Raw genomic sequence first — 23,595 nt, 5'->3', positions numbered from 1 at the left:
TCCCGGCCCGTCGCCCCACCTCGCGCCGACCGCCCGTGCCGCCGCGCGGAGACCCCGGCGAGCACCGGGCCGCGGCGGCGGTTCTGTCAGCGAACGGATAGCGTCAGGGCGTGACCGATGCTGCCCCTGTCCCGCCCCTGGACCGTGCCGGCCTCCGGCAGCGGACCAACCAGGCGTTGGCCGACTTCCTCGCCGGGCAACGCGCCTGGCTCGCCGCCGCCGACGACGCCCTGCTCCCGGTGGCCGAGGCGCTGGAGGAGTTCGTGTTACGGGGTGGCAAGCGGTTGCGCCCGGCGTTCGCGTACTGGGGCTACCGGGGGGCCGGCGGTGTCGACTCCGACCGGGTGGTGGCAGCCCTCGCCGCCCTGGAGTTCGTACAGGCCAGCGCCTTGATCCACGACGACCTGATGGACCGCTCCGACACCCGCCGGGGAGAGCCCGCGGTGCACCGCCGGTTCGCCGCCCGGCACCGCACGGCCGGCTGGCCCGGCAACGCCGACGGGTTCGGCGACTCCGCCGCGATCCTGCTCGGGGACCTCTGCCTGGTCTGGTCCGACCAGCTCCTGCACGGCGCCGGCCTGGATCCCCACCAGGTGCACCGGGCTCGGCCGGTCTTCGACGAGATGCGTACCGAGGTGACCATCGGCCAGTACCTGGACGTGCTCGCCCAGGCGTCCGGGGACACCTCGGTGGAACGGGCCGGCAAGATCGCCCGCTACAAGTCGGCGAAGTACACGGTCGAGCGCCCGCTCCTGCTCGGCGCCGCGCTCGCCGACGCGCCCGCGCCGCACCGGGACGCGTACTCCGGGTACGGGTTGCCGCTGGGCGAGGCGTTCCAGCTCCGCGACGACGTACTCGGTGTGTTCGGTGACCCGAGGCAGACCGGCAAGCCGGCCGGCGACGACCTGCGCGAGGGGAAGCGGACCTTCCTGGTCGCGGCGGCGTTGGAGACCACCGACGCCACCGGCCGGGCGTTGCTGACCAAGCGCCTCGGTGACCCGGCGCTCGATCCGGACGGGATCGACCAGCTCCGCGAGATCATCACCGACAGCGGCGCGCTGGCCCGGACCGAGGAACGGATCACCACGCTGACCGACACCGCGCTGGCCGCCCTGGACCGGGCGGAGCTAACCGCCGAGGCCCGTGAGGTGCTGGTCGACCTCGCCATCGCGGCCACCCGCCGGTCCCTCTGACCGGGAGCCGGTGGGCACCGACCGGACATCCCGGCCCCACCGGCGGTCCACCCGGCGGATAGGTCGACGTCAACGGGCGGTGCGACCGTCGGGGCGTGCCTGGTCCGGAACACCCGGCTTCACCCCATCCCTCGCGACTGCGGTTGGCCGGTCTCGCCGGAACCGCGTTGATGGCCGTCGGCGCGTACGGTGCCGGCGCGCTGCCCGGTCCGCAACCGGAGCACCGGACGGCGACCGAAACGTGGCTCTACTGGCTCGGCCTGGCCGGCTGGCTCGTCGGGCTGGTCCTGCTCTGCGTCGCCTGGTGGCGGCTGGGCAGGTCGCTGACCCGACCGGGGCGCCCGCCGGTGACGCCACGCTGGCTGCTGCTGACCGCCGCCCTCTGGGCCGTACCGCTGCTGGCCGCGCCGCCGACCGGCAGCCGGGACCTGTACGCGTACGCCTGTCAGGGTGCGCTCTGGCTGGACGGGGTCGACCCGTACGCGGTCGGGGTGGCGGCCGGCGGCTGCCCGTGGACAGACTCGGTGCCGTCGCTGTGGTGGCACACCTCCACCCCGTACGGTCCGCTGGCGATCGGGCTGGCCGGTGCGGTGGTGGCGCTCGCCCGGCTGCTGGTCGCCGCACCCGGCGACCAGTTGCTCGTGGCGGTCCTGCTGTTCCGGGCGGTCGCGCTGGCCGGCGCGCTGCTGCTGGCCCGCTACCTGCCCCGGCTGGCCCGGGCCTGTGGCGCGGCACCGACCACCGCCGTCTGGCTGGCGCTGCTCTCCCCGCTGACCGCGGTGCACCTGGTCGGCGGTGCGCACAACGACGCCGTGCTGGTGGGCCTGGTCGTGGCGGCACTGGCGCTGGCCACGGGTCACTCCCGGCCGGATCAGTCCCGGCCGGATCACTCCCGGTCGGGGCGGGCACCGGGCCGGCTGGTCGCGGCCGGAGTCCTGGTCGGCCTGGCGGTGGCGGTCAAGGTGACCGCGGTGGTCGCGGTGCCGTTCGTCGCCCTGCTCGCGCTGCTACCCCCGCCCGGCGACCGGTCCCCGTCAGTCCCCCCGCCCCGGGACGGGACGCCGACCCCCCAGGACGGAACGCCGATCCCCCGGGACGAGACGCCGATCCGCCGGGACCGGACGCCGAATTCCCGGGACCGGACTCGGGGCGCCCTCCCGGTGCGGCTCCGGACCGCCTCGGCCGGGCTCGCGGTCGTCCTGCTCGCCGCCACGCTGGCGTTCACCTGCGTCACCCTCGCCACCGGCCTGGACGCCGGTTGGCTCGGCGGGTTGCCCGACACCGGCCGGATGGTGCAGTGGACCTCGCTCCCCACCGGTCTGGGCATGGCGGTCGGTTACCTGCTCCGGCTGCTCGGTCAGCCCGCCGCGTTCGACCCGGCGGTGGCGGTGGCCCGGGCCATCGGCCTGGTGTTCCTGCTGGCGGTCGCGGTGGCCCTGGTGGTCCGGGCCTGGCGGGCGAGCGCCGACCCACCGGCAGTCGCCAACCCACCGGAGGCCGCCCGCCGGACCGTGGTCGCCTCGGCCGGTCTCGCGTTCGGCGCGGTGGCGTTGCTCTCGCCGGTCTTCTACCCCTGGTACGCCCTGGCCACGGTGGCCGTGCTCGCCGTGGTGGTGAGCCGGCGGTGGTGGCGTCCGCTGGCCGCGACGGTGCTGGTGCTCGGGTTCCTGGTGCTGCCGGACGGGCTGGGGCTCGCGACGCGGACCAAGCTGCCCGGTGCGCTGTTCGACGTGGTCCTGGTCACCGCACTGGTGGTGTTCGCGGTACGCGCACGGCGACGGCGGCGGACGGTCAGCGCGACCGCGCCCGGTCCCGCCACCGCCGGTAGAGCGGGTTACCGGCCCCGGCGGCCGGGCCTGCCTGCACTCCGCGCCGTCCCAGCCAGACCCAGGTGGAGAGGGTGAGCAGGACCAGGGCGAAGCCGAAGAGCAGGTCCTCCACCGGGGCGTGGACCAGCCGTACCCCGACGATCGCCGCCGGGTCGTAGCGCACGATCCCGCGCCCGGTCAGGATGCCGTTGGAGATCAGTTGGAAGAACACGATGATGGGGTACGTCGCCCAGAAGACCCGACGGCGAACCAGCCGGGTACGCAGCACGTACAGGTCGACCAGGACGGCGCCGGCCACTCCGAGCAGCGCGGCGGCGGTGTAGCTCACCGGAGCACCCGACTCACCGTTCGTCACCCGCCGGCCAGCCCCGGACCGCCCGGACGGCCTCGAACCCGAGCACCGCGCAGGTCGGCACGACGAGGAAGAAGAGCACCTCGTCCAGGGGAAGGCCGCCCGGGAGCAGTATCCCGGTGATCTGCTCCGGGTCGAAGGTCCAGTGTCCGGCGGCGATCGCGGCGAGGTCCCAGAGCACGAAGACCGCCGCCACCGGGGCGATGGTGAGCAGCAGCCGACGCCAGCGGCGCAGCACGTTCACCCCCAGGATCGGCTCCAGCCAGAGCGCCCCGGCGAGGCAGCCGGCGAGCACCGCGAGGTAGGTGAGATGCGCCATGGCGGGCGTTCGGGGCTAGAAGCCCAGCGCCTGCGCCCGGCGCTTGACCTCCCGGGCCTGGTCACCCCCGAGTGCCCGGGCCGGGGTGCCGGGGAGCGTGTCGTCCGCCTCGTAGAGCCAGCGCAACGCGTCCTCGTCGTCGTAGCCCGCATCCTTGAGCAGGTTCAACACGCCCGGCAGGTGCTTGCGTACGGTGTCGTTCGCCACCAGGTCGGCCGGGATCCGGCGGATGCCGTCCCGGCGCACCGCGAGCAGCTCGCGGTCCCGGATCATCTGGTGCACCTTGCTGATCGTCACGTCGAGCCGCACGGCGACGTCCGGCAGGGTCAGCCAGTCCGCGTCATCGGTCGGGCCGGCGTGTGGGGAATCGGTCACTCGACCACAGTGCCACGACCTTCCCCCCGTTTCACCGGCACCCCCACCCGGTGTTTCCCCGCCGATCACGCATTTCACCGGCACAGCGTGTCCACGGCGACACGTCGGGTAATTTTTCCAGGGGTCGGAATGACCACACCGCACTGCCTGTGGCATCCTGTTCTGCCGTCACCCGCTGGAGACATAGACTGCCTGCCGATGGACATTCAGGTCGCCGACACGTTACTGGGCTCGCTCATCGACGGGCGCTACCGCATTCGCGGCCGCGTCGCCCGTGGCGGGATGGCGACCGTGTACACCGCCACCGACGAACGCCTCGAGCGGACGGTCGCCCTCAAGATCATTCACCCGAACCAGGCACAGGGAGCCCACGGCCGGCTGGCCGGCTTCCTGGCCCGGTTCACCGAAGAGGCGAAGACGATCGCCCGGCTCACCCACCCCAACGTGGTGGCCGTCTACGACCAGGGCACCCACGACGGGCTGCCGTACCTGGTGATGGAGTACGTGCGGGGTCGCACCCTGCGCGACATCCTGGCCGAACGGCGCCGGCTCAACCCCGGTGAGGCGCTGGCGATCCTGGAGCAGATGCTCGCCGCCATCGCCGCCGCGCACCGGGCCGGACTGGTCCACCGGGACGTCAAGCCGGAGAACGTGCTGGTCGCCGAGGCGCCCAGCGGCGGTTCCGGCAACCTGGTGGACAGCGTGGTCAAGGTCGCCGACTTCGGCCTCGCCCGCGCCGTCGAGGCGAGCGCCGACGACGACTCCGGCAGCCAGTTGATGGCCACCGTGGCGTACGTCGCACCGGAGCTGGTCACCGACGGCCGGGCCGATCCCCGTACCGACGTCTACTCCGCCGGCATCGTGCTGTTCGAGATGCTCACCGGGCGGGTGCCGTACGACGGCGACCGCCCGGTCGACGTGGCCTGGCAGCATGTCGACCGGGACGTACCGGCTCCCTCGACCCTGGTCCCCGGCCTGCCGCCGGTCCTCGACGACCTGGTCGTGCGGGCCACCCGGCGCGACCCCGGTGCCCGGCCCACCGACGCCGGAGCGCTCCAGGCCGAGGTGCAGGTGGTCCGGGACGACCTGGGCAACGCCAACGCCAACACCGCCCTGCTGCGCCAGGTGGCCCAGCCGACCATGGTGGTCGCCTCGGTCCGCCCCGCCGACCGGCCCACCTGGGCCCGGCTGCCCGACCAACCGGAGCCGCGCGGCGGCACCGGCGGGCGACCACACCGCCGTCGCGCCGCGCCGGAGCCGTCCAGCCCGCTCGGTCGGTTCCAGGCCCTCCGGGACCGGGTGATGGGCGACCAGCAGGGCCGTCGGGCGGTCGCCGCCGTGGTGGTGGTGCTCGGGCTGGTCGCCGCGATCGGCGGCTGGTGGTTCGGCGTCGGCCGCTACACCGAGGCACCGCAACTGGTGAGTCTCTCCAAGGCCGAGGCCGAGGCGACGGCGACCCGGGAAGGCTTCACCCTGGCGTACGGCACCGCCCGCTACGACGAGACGGCCGGCAAGGACCAGGTGCTCGGGCAGGAGCCGGCCTCGGCGGCCCGGATGGTCAAGGGCGGCACGATCACCCTGATCCTCTCTCTCGGCCCGGAGCGCTTCCAGGTGCCGGACGTGGTGGGCAAGACGCTCGACGTGGCCCAGGCGGACCTGGAGCGGGTCAAGCTCCAGGTGACCAAGGGCCCGGACCGGTACGACGAGAACCTGCCCGCCGGCACGGTGGTCGCGGTGGATCCCAAGGTCGACAGCGAGGTCAAGGCCGGCGACAAGGTCACCGTCTTCGTCAGCAAGGGTCGGTCCCCGCTCTCCGTACCGAACCTGGTCGGCAAGAACATCAACGAGGCCCGGAACGAGTTGCAGCGGCTCGACCTGCGGGCGGTCGAGCAGTACGAGGACTCCGACAAGCCCAAGGACCAGGTGATCGGCCAGGACCCGGCGAACGGCGTCGGGGTCGAGAAGGGCGCCGAGATCAAGCTCAAGGTGAGCAAGGGTCCGCCGGCTGTGCTCGTACCGCAGGTCACCGGCCTGCCCTGCCCGGAGGCGCAGGCGCGCCTACAGGCCGTGCAGCTCACGCCGGTGGTACAACTCAATCCGAACGGTACGGTGGCGTTCCAGAACCCGGGCGAGGGCACCCAGCTACCCCCGGGCAGCCAGGTCACCATCACCTGCCTCTGACCAGCAACCAACCAGCACACGGGCCGCCGGCCGAACGGGACCGGCGGCCGGATCCGAACCAGTGGGTGAGCCGATGAGAACAACAACCGACCGACCGATCGGCTCACACACCCCGACCTCGGGCGGGCTGGCCAAGGCCGCCCTGCCGTACCTCGACGCGGCGGAGTCGGAGGTGGCGCAGGTCTACGTCTCCAACTCCCGGGGATGGGCGTTGCCGCCCGGCGACCCGGCCCAGGACACCGCCTTCCGGGAGGGCTGCGAGCAGCGCGGCGTGCCGGTCTACATCCACGCGTCGCTGCTGGTCAACCTCGGCTCACCGACGGCGGCGACGGTGGAGAAGTCGGCCGCGACGCTGGCCCACGCGCTCCGGCGGGGCGCCGCGATCGGCGCCGCCGGGGTGGTCTTCCACGCCGGCAGCGCGGTCGACGCCGGCTACGCCGAAACCGCCATGACCCAGGTACGCGAGGCCCTGCTCCCACTGTTGGACAGCGCCGCCGCCAGCGGCGGACCGAAGCTGCTGGTGGAGCCGACGGCCGGTGGCGGCCGCTCGCTCGCGTCCCGGGTCGAACACCTCGGCCCCTACCTGGACAGCGTCGAGCGGCACCCGTGGCTGGGCGTCTGCTTCGACACCTGCCACGCCTGGGCCGCCGGGCACGACCTGGCCCGCCCGAACGGCATGAACGAGACGCTGGACCTACTGGTCGAGACGATCGGCCCGGACCGGCTCTGGCTGGTCCACGCAAACGACTCGCGGGACGCCTGCGGCTCCATCCGGGACCGGCACGAGACCATCGGCAAGGGCACCATCGGCGAGCCGGCGTTCGCCGAACTGATGACCCACCCGGCCACCGTCGGCGTACCCGTGGTCGCGGAAACCCCCACCGAGGGCCACGTCGGTCACGCCCACGACATAGCCACCCTCAAACGCCACCGCCCCTGACCCACCCCGGACGCCCCGGTCACCGGACGACAGACAGCACCCCAGAAGCTTCACACCGGGTCTCGGAACATGCGCCATTCCCAACGGTCGGTCACGGCTCAGGGTTTTGGGGCGGCGTGCCCCACGACGGGATCAAGCCTGACCGCCCAGAGTGGGGCACGCCGCCCCCGAAACCCCTACCTACCGCCGGAAAATTGACGCGAGAACCGAGACCGCCCGCTCCACCCCGGCATCGTCCAGATCCAGGTGCGTCACCAGTCGCGCCGTCCGTGGACCGAGCACCGAGATCAGCACTCCCTCGGCCCGAGCCGCCGCCGCGAGCGACGGTGCGTCCAGCGCGAACTTCGTCAGGTCCAGCGGCACCAGGTTGGTCCGGACCGGCCCGGCCAGCACCCCGAAGGGGGCCAGCGCCTCGGCCAACCGGGCCGCGCGTACGTGATCCTCGGCCAGCCGGTCGATGTGCTCGGCCAGGGCGTACCGGCCGGCGGCGGCGAGGATGCCGGCCTGCCGCATGCCGCCGCCCATCCGCTTGCGGACCAACCGGGCCCGTTCGATCTTCTCCGCGCTGCCCACGACCAGCGAGCCGGCCGGGGCGCCAAGCCCCTTGGAGAGGCAGACCGACATGGTGTCGAACAGCTCGCCGTAGCTGGCCAGCGGCACCCCGTCCGCGACGTGGGCGTGCCAGATCCTGGCGCCGTCACAGTGCAGCCCGATCCCGGCGTCGTCGGCGATCTGCCGCAACTGGTGCAGGGTGGAGAGCGGAATGACCCCGCCCCCGCCCCGGTTGTGGGTCTGCTCGACCGCGATGGCCCGGGTCGGCACGGCCCAGTAGCCGTCCGGCCGGACCATCGCCGCGACCAGGTCGGGGTCGATGTCCGCGCCGACCGCCGGCCAGGTACGGGTGGAGATGCCACCGTACGCGGCGGCAGCCGCCATCTCGTACGTCACCACGTGCGCGTCGGCGTCGACGAGCAGCTCACCGGCGGGCGGGACCAGCACCTGCAACGCGATCTGGTTCGCCATCGTCCCGGTCGGGGCGAAGAGCGCGGCCTCGTGCCCGAAGAGCGCGGCGACCTCGGCTTCGAGCGCGTTGACGTTCGGGTCCTCGACGTAGACGTCGTCGCCGACCTCGGCCTCGGCGATCGCCCGGCGCATCGCCTCGGTCGGCTGGGTCACGGTGTCGGAACGCAGGTCGACCCTGGCTGGTTCAGCCACGGAGCATCTCCGCCACCAGGAACGCCAGCTCCAGCGACTGCTGGGTGTTCAGCCGGGGGTCGCAGGCGGTCTCGTACCGGTCGGGCAGGTGCTCGTCCTCGATCGCCTGGGCCCCGCCGAGGCACTCGGTGACGTCCTCGCCGGTCAGCTCGACGTGCAGGCCGCCCGGGTGGGTCTCCAGCCCACGGTGCACCTCGAAGTAGCCGAGCACCTCGTCCACGATCCGGTCGAAGTGCCGGGTCTTGTAGCCGTTGGACGACTCGTGGGTGTTGCCGTGCATCGGGTCGCACTGCCAGACCACCTTGGCACCGGAGGCGGTGACCTTCGCCACGATCGGCGGCAGGGCGTCCCGGACCTTGTGGTTGCCCATCCGGCTGACCAGGGTGAGCCGGCCCGGGACGTTCTCCGGGTTGAGCTTCTCGCAGAGCTCGATCGCCTGGTCCGGCGTGGTGCCGGGGCCGATCTTGACACCGATCGGGTTGGCGATCCGGGAGATGTAGTCGATGTGCGCGCCGTCGATCTGCCGGGTCCGCTCGCCGATCCAGAGGAAGTGGCCGGAGAGGCCGTACGCCTTGCCGCCGGAGACCCGGGTCAGCGCCCGGTCGTACTCCAGGGCGAGCGCCTCGTGGGAGCAGTAGAGGGTGACCGTGCGCAGCGCCTCGTCGTCGGTCACGCCGCAGGCGCGCATGAAGGCGACCGCCCGGTCGATCTCGCGCGCGATGGCGTCGTAGCGCTCGCCGGCCGGCGAGTCGCGCACGAAGCCCTTGTTCCAGTCGTGCACCGCGTGCAGGTCGGCGAGCCCACCGGCGAGGTACGCCCGGAGCATGTTCATCGCCGAGGAGGAGTTGGCGTACGCCCGGATCATGCGCTGCGGGTCGGCGACCCGCGCCTCCGGCACCGGCTCCAGCGAGTTGATCATGTCGCCGCGGTACGCCGGCAGCCCGCGCGCGTCGGTCGGCAGCGACCGGGGCTTGGTGTACTGCCCGGCCACCCGGGCCACCTTGACCACCGGCAGCGACGCGCCGTACGTCAGCACGACCGCCATCTGCAACAGTGTGCGCGCGTTGGCGAGCAGGTGGCTCTCGGTGTTGTCGGTGAAGGTCTCGGCACAGTCGCCACCCTGCAACAGGAAGGCCTTGCCCTCGGCGACCTGGGCCAACTGGGCCCGCAGGTGATCGACCTCATAGGGCGCGACGACGGACGGCACGGTCGAGAGGACCTGGGTCACCTCGTCGACGGCCTTCTGGTCGGGCCAGGGCGGGGTCTGTGCCCGCGGCAGATCCCGCCAACGGTCCAGCCCCAGGGCCTCGTCCTCGACGGAATCGTCGGTGGGACGGCTGGTCTGCGGGCCGAGGGTGCCCACCGTGGGGTAGCTCAACTGATGCCACTCATGGCGCATGAGGAAAAGCGTACGGCGACCGTCGCCGTACGCCACCAGCGAGGGTGGCCATGGTCCGATGCGTGGGAGGTCGCTGGTCGCCGTCACCGCCGATCGGCGGGTACCCTGCGCGCTCCCGGCACCGGTTCAGGGCGTGGTGCTCCCGACGGTGCCCGAGGGGGCCGGTGTGCCGCCACCGCCGGCCGTCTCGTCGGCGATGCACCAGTCCACCTCGTCGGGCACGACGGTGAAGACGATCTGGACCGGCATCGTGGTGCCGCCGACCGCGACCGTGACGGAGGCGCCGACCCGTACCTCAACAGCGGTGGCGCGTACGTCGGTGACGGTGGCGCGTACGTCGGTGATGGTGGCCCCGGCGACGGTGAAATGGTCGGCGAAGTCACCGTTCGGCCCGGTGGCGGACCGGTCGAAAGCCTCCCGCATCGGCGCACAGAACTGGGCCCGCCCGGTCACGAGATCCTTGGTCCGCATCGCGTCGAGGTAGCCCCGCACCCGGGCCCGCGCCCGCTCCGGACCCTCGTCCGGCGCGGCGCCAGCGGTGGTGCCAGCCGTGGCGCCAGCGGTGGTGCCGGCCGTGGTGCCGGCCGTGGTGCCGGCCGTGGTGCCGGCCGTGGTGCCGGCCGTGGTGCCGGCCGTGGTGCCGGTGGGCGCGGAGCGGCCGGTGCCGCCGCCCTCGGCACACCCGGTCAGCCCGAGCGGCAGCATGGCCAGTGGTCCGACCGGACCGGCCAGGTGGCGCCATCGCCGGCTCATCGCGCTCTCCCACCGATCCCGGACATCTTCGCAATCCGCCCATCCGGGCCGGCTCCGGCGGATGCGCGGGCCGACCCCGGGCGACGGCCACTCGTCGCCGATCGCGGCGACCATCGCACGGTTCGGTACAACGACGGAGGGGCCCGGTGGTGGCGGTCGACACCACCCCCGGGCCCCTCTCCTGTTCCCTCTCCTCACGCCCGGTCGGGGCCCGCCCGGTCGGGGCCGCTCAGTCGAGCAGGGCGGTCACCGTGCCGGCGGCGACCGTGCGCCCGCCCTCCCTGACCGCGAAGCCGAGCCCGACGTCCATCGCGATCGGCTGGCCGAGCCGTACCGTCACCGGCGCGACGTCGCCCGGCGCGACCTCGGGCAGGTCGCCCAGCTCCAACGTCCCGACCACGTCGGTGGTCCGGAAGTAGAACTGAGGCCGGTAGTTGGCGTGGAACGGCGTGTGCCGTCCCCCCTCGGCGGTGGCCAGCGCGTGCAACGTCGCCGCGAAGGTACGGTGCGGGGTCACGCTGCCCGGCACCGCCAACACCTGGCCGCGCTGGACCTGGTCTCGCTTCACCCCGCGCAGCAGCACCGCCGCGTTGTCCCCGGCCTCGGCCGAGACGAGGGTACGACCGAAGCTCTCCAGCCCGGTCGCGACCGTGACCAGCGTCGGCCCCAGCCCGACCACCTCGACCGGGTCACCCGGGCGCAGGGTGCCACGCTCGACCGCACCGGTGACCACGGTGCCGCGACCGGAGATGGTGAGCACGTTCTCGATCGGCATGAGGAACGGCTCGCCGAGTTCCCGGGGTGGTACCGGGACGTACCGGTCCACCTGGTCGAGCAGTTCCCCGATCGAGGCCATCCACTCCGGGTCGCCGGTCAGCGCCCGCAGCGCCGAGACACGTACCACCGGCACCTCGTCGCCGGGGAAGCCGTACTCGCTCAGCAGCTCCCGCACCTCCAGTTCGACCAGGTCGAGCAGTTCGGGGTCGGTCACGGCGTCGGCCTTGTTCATCGCCACCACCAGGTAGGGCACGCCGACCCGCCGGGCCAGCAGCACGTGCTCGCGGGTCTGCGGCATCGCGCCGTCGAGGGCCGAGACGACCAGGATCGCCGCGTCCACCTGCGCCGCCCCCGTGATCATGTTCTTCACGTAGTCGGCGTGGCCGGGCATGTCCACGTGGGCGTAGTGCCGGTTCGCGGTCTCGTACTCGACGTGCGCGATGGTGATGGTGATGCCCCGCGCGATCTCCTCCGGCGCCCGGTCGATTCCGTCGAACGAGACGAACCGGTTGACCGCCGGGTCCCGGTCGGCGAGCACCCTGGTGATGGCGGCGGTCAATGTCGTCTTACCGTGGTCGACGTGCCCCATCGTGCCGATGTTCAGGTGTGGCTTCGTACGGACGAACTGAGCCTTGGCCATGATGACTTCTCCGCGAGCGAATGATGCGAATGGCGGACGGAAATGCGCGGGCGGATGCCACTCCGCGAGCAGGAAGACCGCGCCAGAACCGCGCGTCGCGGCGTCACGGGTGGGCGACGCCGGGAAGACCGGGCCACCCTCCTCCGTGGGTTCTGCTGGTGCGGGAGGAGGGTCAGCTTCGCGAATCAGCCAGCCACGGGCAGCGATCGGCGGCAGCCGGCAGGTGTAGACCTGCGGGCCGCGCGACGGCTGCGGTGGCGAACATGGCGATCACGTTAGGCGGCGGTGTCGCGGTTCACCAGCGATATTCCACCGGACGTCCCGGCAACCCGCGGATCCTCCACCCGACTTCGACCAGGCCGGATACTTCGACCAGGCCGGGTATCAGGACACGGACTGCACGCACAGACAGCACAAAATGCTTCGCAGGCGATTAGACCCAGACCGGAAGAGAACGCACTTGCATACGTCGGAACGACGCTGGTTCGACCTGGTCGAGATGCCGGATCCGTGGGTTCCGGAGCGGGTCGCCGATCATCGACGTGGCGTACCCGGCCGAGTCGCTCGATCCCGGTGCTGGGACCGGCCACCGCACGGCGACCGGCAGAAGGCCCCCGGGCGTTGACGCCGGGGGCCTTCTTTGTTCTGCTGACCGTGAGTTCCCGGCCGACCCGTGGGCGCGGGTCGGCCGGGGACCGTCCTACTGCCGGTGGTACGTGTCGCGCCGTACCTGGAGCTGGCGTCGGCCGTCGGCCACGCCGCCCCGACCTCACATGTTAGGAAGGGCCCCTTCCTATACAGAAAGCGATAACAAGGGGCCCTTCCTTACACCTCAGCCGAGGCCGTTCTTGACGGCGGTGATGAGTTCGCCGTTGCTGGTGTCGCCGGAGAGCTCCCAGAAGAAGGAGCCGCCGAGACCCTGGCTGTTCGCGTACGACATCTTGCCGTTGATGGTGCTGGGGGTGTCGTAGCTCCACCAGTTGCTGCCGCACTTGGCGTACGCCGTGCCGGCGACGGTTCCGGTGGCCGGGCAGGTGTTCTTGAGGACCTTGTAGTCCTCGATGCCGGCCTCGTAGGTGCCCGGTGCCGCCCCGGTGGCGCTGCCGCCCGGCGCGGCCTGGGTGACGCCGGTCCAACCACGACCGTAGAAGCCGACCCCGAGCAGCAGCTTGCTGGCCGGGATGCCCTTGCTCTTCAGCTTCTGGATCGCCGCGTCCGAGTTGAAGCCGGCCTGCGGGATGCCGGTGTACGAGGTCAACGGCGAGTGCGGGGCGGTCGGGCCCTGGGCGTTGAACGCGCCGAAGTAGTCGTACGTCATCGGCATCAGCCAGTTGAGGTTGTTGATCGCCCCGGCGTAGTCGGTGGCGTCGATCTTGCCGCCGTTGCTGCCGTCGGCGGTGATCGCCGCGGTGACCAGGGCGGACGACCCGAACCGGGTACGCAGCGCGGAGATCACGTTCTTGAACGCGTTCGGACCGCTGGCGTCACAGGTCAGGCCGCAGGCGTTCGGGTACTCCCAGTCGATGTCGATGCCGTCGAAGACGTCGGCCCAGCGCGGGTCCTCGACCAGGTTGTAGCAGGAGTTCGCGAAGGCGGTCGGGTTCTGCGCGGCCTGGGTGAAGCCGCCGGACCAGGTCCAGCCGCCGAACGACCAGATCACCTTGATGTTCGGGTAGGCCGCCTTGAGCTTGCGGAGCTGGTTGAAGCTGCCGCGCAGCGGCTGGTCCCAGGTGTCGGCGACGCCGTCCACACTCTCCGCCGCCGTGTACGCCTTCTCGTAGTCGGCGTAACTGTCACCGATGGTGCACTGGCCGTTGGTGGTGTTGCCGAAGGCGTACATGATGTGGGTCAGCTTGGACGCGGACCCGCTGGTCACGATGTTCTTGACGTGGTAGTTGCGGGCGTAGACGCCCCACTGGGCGAAGTAGCCGACGACCTTCTTGCCGCCCGGCGGCGGGTTGGTCGGCGGGGTCGTGGGCGGGGTGGTCGGCGGCCGGGTGGTGGGCGGGGTGGTCGGGGGCGTCGTCGGCGGCCGGGTGGTCGGCGGCGTGGTGGGCGTGGTGCCGCCGCCACAGGAGACGCCGTTGACGGTGCAGTTCAGCGGCGCCTTGTAGGCGCCGGTCCCGTTGTAGCCCCAGGAGAACGAGGCGCCCGGCGCGATCGCCCCGGCCCAGCTCTTCTTGACCGCGACGTAGTGGTTGCTGGTCCGGGTGACGTCGGCGTCCCAGAAGCTGCCGATCGTGGTGCCGGCCGGCAGGTCGAACTCGATCCGCCAGGTGGCCAGCGCGGCGTCGGTGCCGTTGGTGATGGTTACCCGGGCCTCGTGGCCAGTCCCCCAGTCGGAGGCGGCGGCGAAGGTGGTGGTGACGTTTCCGGCACCGAAGGCCGAGGTCATCGGGACGGCGGCGACCGTCAGCGCGACCACGGCGCCGGCCCAGAGCGCCCGACGGAGGGAAATCTTCATGCGGCGTCTCCCCAAAACAGTTAGGAAACTTTCCAAATAGCTAATGAGACGCTACTCACGGGTTCACCACTCCGTCAAGATGTGCATGTTTCGATTTCCGGATGCCGGCGAGGACCCGCTCGACCGGTACCCTCACACCATGACGATCTTCGACATCCAACTGGCCGCGCTCGGCGGCGGCCCGGCCGGACTCGACCAGCACCGAGGCAGCGCGGTGCTGGTCGTCAACGTCGCCTCGAAGTGCGGCAACACCCCGCAGTACGCCGGTCTCCAGGCGCTCCAGGACAGCTACCGCGAACGTGGGCTGGTGGTGCTCGGCGTACCGAGCAACGAGTTCGCCGGCCAGGAGCCCGGCACCGACGACGAGATCGCGGAGTTCTGCCGGACCACCTACGGCGTCACCTTCCCGATGACCGAGAAGATCGAGGTGAACGGCGACGACCGGCACCCGCTCTACGCCGAGTTGGTGGACGCCGCCGACGCGGACGGCTACACCGGCGACGTTCGGTGGAACTTCGAGAAGTTCCTGGTCGCGCCGGACGGCACGGTGGCCGGCCGGTTCAACCCGAAGGTCGCGCCCGAGTCGGCCGAGCTGACCGCCGCGATCGAGAAGGTGCTGCCCCGCTAACGGTCGCCGGACAGTGCCGCCCGGATCGGCGCCAACTCGGTCAGCGCCTCGTCGAGCGCGCCGCCGTTCCGGGCGCCGCACCCGACGGCGCCGCAGCCGGCGCGCGCCGCAATCGACGCGCCGCACCTGACGGCGCCGTACCCGACGGCGCCGCAGCCGGCGCGCCGTACCCGACAGCGCCGTACCCGACAGCGCCGGAGGCGGCGCCTGCACCGTTTCGCTGGTCGCGGAATCGCATCGTCCGGACCGTCGGGTCGTGCTTCGATCATGAGATGAATCTGGTCTCGGAGGCCCACGGGTCGGGTTTGCCGATGCTCTGCCTGCCGGGGTTCAGCCTGGCCCGTTCGGCGATGGTCGCGGCGATGGAGCCGGCCGTCGCCGCCAACTCCGCGCTCCGCCGGATCTACCTCGACCTGCCCGGCACCGGACAGGCACCGGGTGGGCCGCCGGACTCCGACGGGGTGGTCGACTGGATCGGCGAGTTCGTGGACCGGGAGATCGGGCCGGAGCGGTTCCTGGTCGCCGGCTGGTCGTACGGCGGTTACCTGGCCGCCGCGCTCGCCCGGCGTCGCCCGGAACAGGTCGCCGGCCTGCTGCTGATCTGTCACGGCACCCGGATCCTCCGGACCGACCGGGACGTGCCGCTCGCGCCTGCGGTCTCCGAGGACGTCGAATGGCTGGTCGATGTCCCACCGGACCTGCGCGCCCACCTGTCGGTGGCGCTGGGCAACCGGGTCCGCGAGGCCGCCGCCCGGGTCGCCACGGTGCTGGAGACCGCCGGACCGGGCGACGAGGAGTATCTAGAACGGTTGCGCACCACCGGCTACCAGCTCTCCGACGAGGGCTCGACCACGACCTACCCCGGGCCGACCAGCGTCATCGCCGGCCGTCAGGACTACATCGCCGGCTACGCCGACCAGTTCCGCGCGCTGGCTAGCTACCCGGCGGCGAGTTACGCCCTGCTCGCCGACGCCGGCCACTACCTGCCGTTCGAGCAGCCGGAGGCGTTCCGCGGCCTCGTCCTCGACTGGCTGGCCCGCTGCGCGGCGACCCTCGGCGGCCCACCGCTCGACCAACCGGCCGGATGACCGGCGACCAGGTGACGCTCGGTTGCCGACCGCTCGACCAGCCCGGTGTCCACCAGACGACCGGCGCCTAGCGGGTTCGGGCGACCGAGGTCATCGACGGCTGGAGCCGGCCGAGGAACGTACGCAGGACCCGGTGCCACTCGCCCGGCCACTCCAGATGCGGGTCGGCCCCGGCCTCGGGCAACTCGGTCGACTCGCTGCCCGGCAGCAGGTCCAGCATCAACCTGACCTGCTCCGGCGGCACCCCGCCCCGGACCAGCAGGGTGGGGCAACGGACGGCGCGCCAGTCGGCCCAGAACGGGCGATCGGCCCACTCGCGCAGCGACTCCACCACCAGCTCCGGCACGAACCGGGGCCACCAGCCGTCCTCCGCCTCGGCCAGCCCGTCGGCCCGGACCCGCCCCCGGTGGCCGCCGCCGAAAAAACGCACCGCGTCCGAGTACGACGGGAACGGCACCGGCCAGGCGGCCAGCCAGTCGCCGAACCGGCGCGACGCGATCGGGTCGCCACCCGGCCCGGTGTCCACCATCACCAGCGCTCGGACCAGCCGCGGGTAACGAGCCGCTGCGAGCATGGCGGTGTGCCCGCCGAGTCCGTGCCCCACCAGCACCACCGGCGCGACCCGTAACGTGCTGATCACGGCGGCGACGTCGGCGACGTACGCCGAGCGGGTGAGCTGGGCCGGGCGACGCTCACTGCGCCCGTGGCCCCGCTGGTCAAGGGCGAGTACGTGGTGACTGCCCCCGATCGCGGCGGCGCTCGCGTCCCACTCCCCCGCGTACCCCGCCGGGCCGTGCAGGAAGAGCACCGCCGGTCGCGGTCCCGGATGGTCCAGACAGGCCAGTCGTACGCCGTCCCGACTCAGGTCGCGCCAGTCCCCGGCCAGCACCATGGGCACCCCCTCGTGGACGGGCCCCCACCCGTCCCATCGAACCGAATTCTCGACCGGCCCCACCCCGACCAGGCAATATCCTCCAGTAACGATTTGATTACTTGCCGTGCTGCACTTGCCTGCCCGTCTCATCAACGGGACTCTTTTGTGCGAACCGCTCCCCCGGTGTCCGCCGTACCCAGGAGGCAGTATGCGCAACGCCCGCCCGTACACCCGTACGCTCCGCCAACTCCTGGCGCTCGGCACGGCCGCCCTGATCGGGGTCGGCCTGACCACGGTCGCCGCCACCTCGGCGAGTGCCGCCGGGGTCGGCTACGTCCGGCTCGCCCACCTCTCCCCGGACACCCCGGCGGTCGATGTCTACCTCGCCGAGGCGGCCGGATCGGCGGAGCCCCGGGTCTTCCCGGCGGTCGGATACGGCGTGGTCTCGGGTTACCTTTCCCTGGCCGTCGGGCGGTACGCGGTCGCCATGCGCCAGGCCGGCGCCCCGGCGACCGCCCAGCCGGTGCTGACCACCGAGGTCGCGGTGACGGCCGGGAACGCGTACACGGTCGCCGGGGTGGGTCGCTACGCCGACCTCGGGCTGCGGGTGCTCGACGACGACCTGAGCGCACCGGCCGCCGGCCGGGCCAAGGTACGGGTGGTGCAGGCATCGGTACGGGCACCCGTGATCGACGTGGCGGCCGGCTCCGGCCCGACCATCGCCGACGGGGTGCGGTTCGCCACCACCACGCCCTACTCCCAGGTCGAGCCCGGCTCCTGGAAGCTGCGGCTGGACAGTGCCGGGAGCTCGTCGACCACGGCCGACGTACGGCTCGCCGCCGGCACGGTCTACTCGCTCCTGGTGCTCGACGCGGAACAGGGTGGACTCACCACCGAGCTGCGGGTGGACGCCAGGGGCGGTTCGGTGGTGCCGGACGGCGGAGTGGAGACCGGCGCCGGCGGCGCCAGGGACGCGGTGGCAGGCCAGGACACGGTGACAGGCCAGGACACGGTCGCCGGCCACGAGCCGGTCCGGCTCGCCGAGAAGGTGGACGGGGGCGAGCCGGGCGGGCGGGCGTACTCCCTGATCGCGGCCAGCGCCGTGGCCGGCGTGCTGCTCGCGGCCATCGCGGCGGCGGTGGTCCTGTTCCGGCGCCGCACGCGGCGCACCTGGTGACCTCGGCGCCGCCCGCGAGGGGGGCCGCGACCGTGCGGCAGCGTGGGTCATGGCGTTCGTGGTCCGGGCGGTCCGGGAGCGCCGGCTCCCGGACCGCCCGGCTGCCCCTGCCCGGCCTGGCCCTGCTCCTGCTCGCGGTGACCGGCGGCGCGGACTCCGGTTCGACCGCCGGACCGCCTCCACCGCCGGCTGCGGGCTCGCCGGCCGGTCAGCCCGGCGGATGGCAAGCCGGCCAACCCGGCGGTTGGCAACCCGACGGGCGGCAAGCGGGTCAACCCGACGGATGGCAGACGGGTCAACCCGGCGGGTGGCAGACGGGTCAACCCGGCGGGTGGCAGACGGGTCAACCCGGCGGGTGGCAGGCCGGGCAGTCTGGCGACTGGCCCGGTGCGGCGGCGGCCGGCTGCGTAACCGGCTGCCCACCGAGCACCACCGCCACCGGCACGAGGCCCGTCGCCGGCACCGAGTCACTGCCCGCACCGGCGTCGACCGGGACGTCCGACGGCCCGCCGACCCGGGTACGGATTCCCCGCATCAAGGTTGACTCGTCCCTGGCCACACTGGGGCTGGACCGGTCCGGGAAGCTGGCCGCGCCGACCGACTACGGCCAGGCCGGCTGGTTCGGCGCCGGTACGGCACCCGGTGACACCGGTCCGGCGGTCATCGCCGGTCATGTCGACTCCACCAGCGGGCCGGCGGTCTTCTACCGGCTGCGCGAACTGCGCCCCGGGGACCGGATCGAGGTACGGCGCGGAACCCGCTGGCTGCCGTTCGTGGTGGTGTCGACCAGCCGCCACGACAAGGACGAGTTCCCGACGGCCGAGGTCTACGGTCCCACCCCCGGCCCGGAACTGCGCCTGGTCACCTGCGCCGGCAGCTTCGACCCCCACGCCGGAAGCTACCGCGACAACCTGGTCGTCTTCGCCGTCGCGGTGTAAGGAAGGGCCCCTTGTTAACGCATAGCGTTAACAAGGGGCCCTTCCTTACACCTCAGACGGGGCGGCGGCCGGGGAAGCCGCACTCGGCGCGGTGGTACCAGCGCACGTCGTCGTCCCCCTCCAGCCAGCACCAGAGCACCTGTCGGCCCTCTCGCTCACCGGCGAAGTCGAGCAGCACCGGGGCGAAGCCCTTGACCTGGATGCCGTGGTCGTCGAGCTCGTCGAGGATGCCGTACAGGCGCGCTTCCAGGGCCTTGAGCTCCGGCACGCCGCCGAGCGGACTCAGCCCGCCGCCGCTCAGGTCGGCCCGGAGTTCGGCCAGGTCGGCCCGGATCGAGATCAGCTCGTCGATCCGGGGACGGAGCGTGGCAACCAGGTACCTGGCCTGGGCGAGGGTGAACACACCGGACAGTATGGGGCACCGGTCTCCGTACCGGGGCCAGCCCGGCACCGGGTCGTTCAGTCGCTCTGCGCGGCGATCTCGCGGGCCCGGTCCCGGGCCGCCTCCAGCGCGGCCAGCAGCGCCGCGCGTACGCCGTGCCGCTCCAACTCTCGTACGGCGGAGATGGTCGTGCCGGCGGGCGAGGTGACCGCCTCGCGCAGCTTCACCGGATGTTCACCGGAGTCGCGCAGCATCGTCGCCGAGCCGATCGCGGTCTGCACGATCAGCTCGTGTGCCACCTGCCGGGGCAGCCCGAGCAGGATGCCCGCGTCGACCATCGCCTCGACCAGCAGGTAGAAGTACGCCGGGCCGGAGCCGGAGAGCGCGGTGACCGCGTCCTGCTGCGACTCGGGCACCCGGATCGTCGCGCCCAGTGGGGTGAACATCTCCTCGGCCAGGCTCAGGTGCGCACCGGTCGCGTACGGGCCGGCGGAGATCGCGGTCATCGCCTGGTCGACCAGCGCCGGGGTGTTTGTCATGACCCGGACCACCGGTGTGCCGTCCGGCAGCCGCCGGCCGAAGAAGCTGGTCGGCAGGCCGGCACAGAGGGAGATCACCAGTTTGTCGGACGGCACCTTCGGGCCGATCTCCTCCAGGAGGGCCGCCGCGTCCTGCGGCTTCACCGAGATGGCGAGCACGTCCGCCTCGGCGACCGCGGTGAGGTTGTCCACCACCCGGACGCCGTACCGGGTGGCCACCTCCTCGGCCCGGGCCAGCCGGCGCGTGGTGGCCAGCAACCGGCTCGCCGGCCAACCGGCCCGCAGCAGTCCGGAGAGCATCAGCTCGCCGATCTTCCCGGTGCCGATCACGGCCACGGTGTGCCCACCCGGCATCCGCTTCTCCATCCGTGTCGCGCCGGTCCCGTCGGGCACCGGCTGGTGACCCGGACCGGTGCGACCGGTCCGGGCGTGGTCGACCCGCCGCGCCGGCCCGGGTGGACCCCGCCGGCCGGTCGGGCCGGCTCGGCGTGGTCCACCCGGGATCGGGTACGGCAGGCGCCGGACTAGCTGCCGAAGAAGACCTCGGCCTCTTCGTAGCGCTCCAGCGGCACGGTCTTCAGCTCGCGGGTCGCGTCCGCCAGCGGCACCCGCACGATGTCCGTGCCCTGCATAGCGACCATCTTGCCCCAGTCGCCGTCGTTCACGGCGTCGATCGCGTGCAGGCCGAGCCGGGTGGCGAGCACCCGGTCGAACGCGGTCGGGGTGCCGCCGCGCTGGATGTGCCCGAGCACGACGGTACGGGCCTCCTTGCCGGTCTTCGCCTCGATCTCGCCGGCCAGCCACTGGCCGATGCCGCCGAGCCGGACGTGACCGAACGAGTCCAGCTCCTGGTTGTGCAGCACCATCTGCCCGTCGAGCGGCTGCGCGCCCTCGGCGACCACCACGATCGGCGCGTACTGCTTCTGGAACCGCTTCTCGACGTAGGTGGCGACCTGGTCGACGTCGAACTGCCGCTCCGGCAGCAGGATGACGTTGGCGCCACCGGCGAGACCGGCGTGCAGGGCGATCCAGCCGGCGTGCCGGCCCATCACCTCGACGACCAGGGTGCGGTGGTGGCTCTCGGCCGTGGTGTGCAGCCGGTCGATCGCCTCCATCGCGATGTTGACCGCGGTGTCGAAGCCGAACGTGTAGTCGGTCGCGCCCAGGTCGTTGTCGATCGTCTTCGGCACGCCGACCACGTGTACGCCGAGTTCGGTCAGCTTGGTCGCGACGCCGAGGGTGTCCTCGCCGCCGATCGCCACCAGCGCGTCCACGCCCTGCTGGGCGAGGTTGTCCTTGATCCGCTCGACCCCGTTCTCGATCTTGAACGGGTTGGTCCGGGACGAGCCGAGGATGGTCCCGCCGCGGGGCAGGATGCCTCGGACCTCGTCGATGCCGAGCGGCTTGGTCAGCCCCTCGAGCGGACCACGCCAACCGTCGCGGAAGCCCACGAACTCGTGACCGTAGGTGGCAACACCCTTACGAACCACTGCCCGGATCACCGCGTTCAGACCCGGGCAGTCACCGCCGCCGGTGAGCACGCCGATACGCATGATCTGCTCATCCTCCAGGAGCTTCAGGTAAGCCCAATTCAGCCCCAGGAGCGAGTCACGCAGACCATCGGCATCATTGCCGGCCCGGGGCGGGCCGTCAATGCGCACTGTAGTCGTCGGGCGGAAGGCAGGCCAGCACGCCTCACGGCAGGCGACCGGAAGGCCGCCTGTTATTAACGAAGGATTTTCCCGACCGGGTTGGGCGGGGTTCAACCACCCATTGCCCGCCACCGGGCCAGGTTGTGCCGGGCGTCGACCAGCGCGTCGTGCCGCTCGGCGTCGGCGTCCGGCAGGGGCGGCCGCCCCTGGTCGTCCCAGCGCTGCCGCAGGTCCTTGGTGAACCGGGGGATCTCCCGGGGCAGCGCCGGCATCGGCCCCCAGAGCTGCGCGAGCGCCACGTGGTCGTACGCCGCGTACCAGGCCCACAGCTCGATCTGCTCGTCCGGGCGTCCACGCACCGGCTCGACCAGGAACTCGTGGAGCTCGTCGCGGATCCGCTCCCGGGAGCGCCAGACCCGGTCCCCCGGGGACGGGAGCTTGTCCAGCACGTTGCGGCGGACCCAGGGCACCGCGCGGGAGTCGTCGAACTGGGTGGAGACGGCGTAGAACTCACGGCCGTACTCGTCGACGACGCCGATCGACACGAGGTCGACTATCCGGCCGTCCTCGATGAACTCGCAGTCGTAGAAGTAGCGGTAGACCATCCCGGTCATCCTGGCCCACCGGCTCGGCGGTCCCGGCGCCGGGGCCCGTACCCACCACGGGCCCGATCGCCCTGGGCGCTCCGGGCGGCCCTCCGGCTGCCACCGGTCCACCACACCGCCGCCCCCCGCGACCGGCCGGACGGCGACGCGTCCACGCGCCGTCCGGCCGGTCGCGGCACCCCGCGACCCCAACCCGCCACGCCCCCGTACAGCCCCCACCCAGCGGCGGATCTGGTCACCAGGATGCCGGCCATCGGGACGTCGGACTGTCACAGAAGCGATTCGAGGGGTGTACAGCACGCGACAGGACCGTCATGATCTGATGTGTACCGCTACCGGACAGGTCATCCGGTGTCATCATCTGGCTCTCGGGGGCGAGGGCCTCGACCGAGTGCAGACTGTGAGGGGTTGAGCCTTGGAGGTTCGCCTGCCGGAGCCGGGTGACGCGCTCACGGGTGTACAGATGTTCGCCGGCCTCGAGCCGGAGGTGCGGCAGCGGGTGATCGCCGCCGCGGTGCCGCGCACCTACCGCAAGGGTCAGTTGCTGTTCGTCGAGAACGACCCCGGCGAGTCGCTCATCGTGCTCCGGCGGGGCGCGGTGGTCGTCTTCCGTACGGCGCCGACCGGCGAACGCGCCGTACTGTCGGTGATCCGTCCACCGGACGTGCTCGGTGAGGTGTCCCTCCTGGACGCCTCGACCCGCTCCCTATCCGCCGAGGCGATCGAGGACTGCACCGCGCTGGCCCTCTCCCGGGGTGCCTTCATGGAGCTGGTCCACTCCAACCCGCGCATCCTCGACGCGGTGATGCGGTCGCTGGGCGGGCTGATCCGTCGGCTCACCGAGCAGAACGCCGACCACGTCTTCCTCGACCTGCCCGGACGGGTGGCGAAGACGCTGGTCCGGCTGGCCGGCGAGAGCCAGGCGCCGATGATCACGATCGAGCTGAACCAGAGCCAGCTCGCGGAGATGGCCGGTGGTTCCCGGCAGAGCGTGAACCAGGCGATCGGGTCCTTCGCCAGCCGGGGGTGGCTGCGCACGGAGGGTCGGCGGATCGTGGTGACGGACGTGGGGGCGTTGCGGCGTCGAGCCGGGATGTCCGACCGCTGATCTCGTCGCCGGGCGGTGCGGGTGCTCGGTCGTGGCGGGGCCGTGGGGGGGGGGGGGGGGCCCGGCGGGGGGGGGGGGGGGGGGGGGGGGGGGGGGGGGCGCCGGCGGCGCCGCGGACCAGATCAGGCCCCAGGTCTTACTGAACCCCGCCCAGCGTCCCCGCCCCC

General features: G+C 72.4%; 22 protein-coding genes. 9 read left to right on the top strand and 13 right to left on the bottom strand.

Going from position 1 to position 23,595, the window contains the following annotated elements; translation table 11 throughout:
* Nucleotides 1-110: 110 nt before the first annotated feature.
* Nucleotides 111-1,193 carry a polyprenyl synthetase family protein gene (locus ACI2K4_RS17095; RefSeq protein ID WP_404512345.1) on the top strand — a complete coding sequence of 361 codons (1,083 nt, stop codon included), beginning with the start codon at nt 111-113 and terminating at the stop codon, nt 1,191-1,193.
* A gap of 95 nt (nt 1,194-1,288) precedes the next feature.
* Entirely contained in the window at nt 1,289-3,097 is a 1,809-nt protein-coding gene (gene mptB, locus ACI2K4_RS17090) for a polyprenol phosphomannose-dependent alpha 1,6 mannosyltransferase MptB (protein ID WP_404512343.1), read from the top strand.
* On the opposite strand, the gene ACI2K4_RS17085 is transcribed toward mptB, so the two are convergent.
* Genes ACI2K4_RS17085 through ACI2K4_RS17075 form a run of 3 tightly spaced genes read right to left on the bottom strand, consistent with a single transcriptional unit; the run spans nt 2,985 to nt 4,068 of the window.
* The gene (locus ACI2K4_RS17085) at nt 2,985-3,350 is read right to left on the bottom strand and encodes a lycopene cyclase domain-containing protein (RefSeq protein ID WP_404512341.1); all 366 of its coding nucleotides are present in this window, start codon (nt 3,348-3,350) and stop codon (nt 2,985-2,987) included. The genes mptB and ACI2K4_RS17085 overlap by 113 nt on opposite strands.
* Before the next feature lie 13 nt (nt 3,351-3,363).
* The gene (locus ACI2K4_RS17080; RefSeq protein ID WP_404512339.1) at nt 3,364-3,693 is read right to left on the bottom strand and encodes a lycopene cyclase domain-containing protein; all 330 of its coding nucleotides are present in this window, start codon (nt 3,691-3,693) and stop codon (nt 3,364-3,366) included.
* 15 nt (nt 3,694-3,708) lie between these two features.
* On the bottom strand, nt 3,709-4,068 hold the full coding sequence (locus ACI2K4_RS17075) for an Rv2175c family DNA-binding protein (RefSeq protein ID WP_404512337.1): 360 nt from the start codon (nt 4,066-4,068) through the stop codon (nt 3,709-3,711).
* Between the two features lie 198 nt (nt 4,069-4,266).
* Here ACI2K4_RS17075 and pknB point away from each other — a divergent pair, with 198 nt between their 5' ends.
* Both pknB and ACI2K4_RS17065 read left to right on the top strand, forming a co-directional pair.
* Entirely contained in the window at nt 4,267-6,249 is a 1,983-nt protein-coding gene (gene pknB, locus ACI2K4_RS17070) for a Stk1 family PASTA domain-containing Ser/Thr kinase (RefSeq protein WP_404512335.1), read from the top strand.
* A gap of 73 nt (nt 6,250-6,322) precedes the next feature.
* The gene (locus ACI2K4_RS17065) at nt 6,323-7,189 is read left to right on the top strand and encodes a deoxyribonuclease IV (protein ID WP_404512333.1); all 867 of its coding nucleotides are present in this window, start codon (nt 6,323-6,325) and stop codon (nt 7,187-7,189) included.
* Nucleotides 7,190-7,369: 180 nt separating this feature from the next.
* Here the strand turns inward: ACI2K4_RS17065 and ACI2K4_RS17060 are convergent, their stop codons facing one another.
* The 5 genes from ACI2K4_RS17060 to ACI2K4_RS17040 all read right to left on the bottom strand — a co-directional run bounded on the left by ACI2K4_RS17060 (nt 7,370) and on the right by ACI2K4_RS17040 (nt 14,437).
* The gene (locus ACI2K4_RS17060; protein WP_404512331.1) at nt 7,370-8,404 is read right to left on the bottom strand and encodes a threonine aldolase family protein; all 1,035 of its coding nucleotides are present in this window, start codon (nt 8,402-8,404) and stop codon (nt 7,370-7,372) included.
* Nucleotides 8,397-9,803, bottom strand: coding sequence for a class II 3-deoxy-7-phosphoheptulonate synthase (locus ACI2K4_RS17055; RefSeq protein WP_404512329.1), 1,407 nt, complete (start codon nt 9,801-9,803; stop codon nt 8,397-8,399). The genes ACI2K4_RS17060 and ACI2K4_RS17055 overlap by 8 nt, the downstream gene beginning before the upstream one ends.
* A gap of 126 nt (nt 9,804-9,929) precedes the next feature.
* Complete coding sequence (locus tag ACI2K4_RS17050) at nt 9,930-10,556, bottom strand: hypothetical protein (RefSeq protein ID WP_404512327.1); 627 nt, start codon at nt 10,554-10,556, stop codon at nt 9,930-9,932.
* Between the two features lie 229 nt (nt 10,557-10,785).
* The gene (gene tuf, locus ACI2K4_RS17045) at nt 10,786-11,973 is read right to left on the bottom strand and encodes an elongation factor Tu (RefSeq protein ID WP_404512325.1); all 1,188 of its coding nucleotides are present in this window, start codon (nt 11,971-11,973) and stop codon (nt 10,786-10,788) included.
* A gap of 832 nt (nt 11,974-12,805) precedes the next feature.
* Nucleotides 12,806-14,437 (bottom strand): glycosyl hydrolase family 18 protein, encoded by a 1,632-nt coding sequence (locus ACI2K4_RS17040; RefSeq protein WP_404512323.1) that lies wholly within the window; start codon nt 14,435-14,437, stop codon nt 12,806-12,808.
* Nucleotides 14,438-14,576: 139 nt separating this feature from the next.
* Between ACI2K4_RS17040 and ACI2K4_RS17035 the strand changes: the two genes are divergently transcribed.
* The gene (locus ACI2K4_RS17035; protein WP_404512321.1) at nt 14,577-15,065 is read left to right on the top strand and encodes a glutathione peroxidase; all 489 of its coding nucleotides are present in this window, start codon (nt 14,577-14,579) and stop codon (nt 15,063-15,065) included.
* Between the two features lie 272 nt (nt 15,066-15,337).
* Nucleotides 15,338-16,153, top strand: a complete 816-nt coding sequence (locus ACI2K4_RS17030; RefSeq protein WP_404512319.1) for an alpha/beta fold hydrolase — start codon at nt 15,338-15,340, stop codon at nt 16,151-16,153.
* Nucleotides 16,154-16,220: 67 nt separating this feature from the next.
* On the opposite strand, the gene ACI2K4_RS17025 is transcribed toward ACI2K4_RS17030, so the two are convergent.
* A complete protein-coding gene (locus ACI2K4_RS17025; RefSeq protein WP_404512317.1) occupies nt 16,221-17,045 on the bottom strand; it encodes an alpha/beta fold hydrolase in 825 nt (274 codons plus the stop codon).
* A 190-nt stretch (nt 17,046-17,235) separates the two neighbouring features.
* Between ACI2K4_RS17025 and ACI2K4_RS17020 the strand changes: the two genes are divergently transcribed.
* Nucleotides 17,236-18,204, top strand: coding sequence for a DUF4397 domain-containing protein (locus ACI2K4_RS17020; protein WP_404512315.1), 969 nt, complete (start codon nt 17,236-17,238; stop codon nt 18,202-18,204).
* 32 nt (nt 18,205-18,236) lie between these two features.
* Nucleotides 18,237-19,142, top strand: coding sequence for a class F sortase (locus ACI2K4_RS17015; protein ID WP_404512313.1), 906 nt, complete (start codon nt 18,237-18,239; stop codon nt 19,140-19,142).
* A 52-nt stretch (nt 19,143-19,194) separates the two neighbouring features.
* Here the strand turns inward: ACI2K4_RS17015 and ACI2K4_RS17010 are convergent, their stop codons facing one another.
* The 4 genes from ACI2K4_RS17010 to ACI2K4_RS16995 form a co-directional block, all read right to left on the bottom strand.
* The gene (locus tag ACI2K4_RS17010; protein WP_404512311.1) at nt 19,195-19,545 is read right to left on the bottom strand and encodes a DUF2203 domain-containing protein; all 351 of its coding nucleotides are present in this window, start codon (nt 19,543-19,545) and stop codon (nt 19,195-19,197) included.
* 56 nt (nt 19,546-19,601) lie between these two features.
* Nucleotides 19,602-20,417, bottom strand: coding sequence for a pyrroline-5-carboxylate reductase (gene proC, locus ACI2K4_RS17005; protein WP_404512964.1), 816 nt, complete (start codon nt 20,415-20,417; stop codon nt 19,602-19,604).
* Nucleotides 20,418-20,587: 170 nt separating this feature from the next.
* A complete protein-coding gene (locus ACI2K4_RS17000; protein WP_404512309.1) occupies nt 20,588-21,616 on the bottom strand; it encodes a 6-phosphofructokinase in 1,029 nt (342 codons plus the stop codon).
* Between the two features lie 209 nt (nt 21,617-21,825).
* Nucleotides 21,826-22,320 (bottom strand): polyadenylate-specific 3'-exoribonuclease AS, encoded by a 495-nt coding sequence (locus ACI2K4_RS16995; protein ID WP_404512963.1) that lies wholly within the window; start codon nt 22,318-22,320, stop codon nt 21,826-21,828.
* Between the two features lie 415 nt (nt 22,321-22,735).
* Between ACI2K4_RS16995 and ACI2K4_RS16990 the strand changes: the two genes are divergently transcribed.
* Nucleotides 22,736-23,428: a Crp/Fnr family transcriptional regulator gene (locus ACI2K4_RS16990; protein WP_121155877.1), complete on the top strand. Its 693-nt coding sequence runs from the start codon at nt 22,736-22,738 to the stop codon at nt 23,426-23,428.
* Nucleotides 23,429-23,595 lie beyond the last annotated feature (167 nt).

Origin of the sequence: Micromonospora sp. NPDC050397, from assembly GCF_044901685.1 — a bacterium.
In the GTDB taxonomy this organism is placed as follows: Bacteria; Actinomycetota; Actinomycetes; order Mycobacteriales; family Micromonosporaceae; genus Micromonospora_G.
Note: the sequence above shows the minus strand (reverse complement) of the source record. Positions and strands in the feature narration are given on the sequence as shown.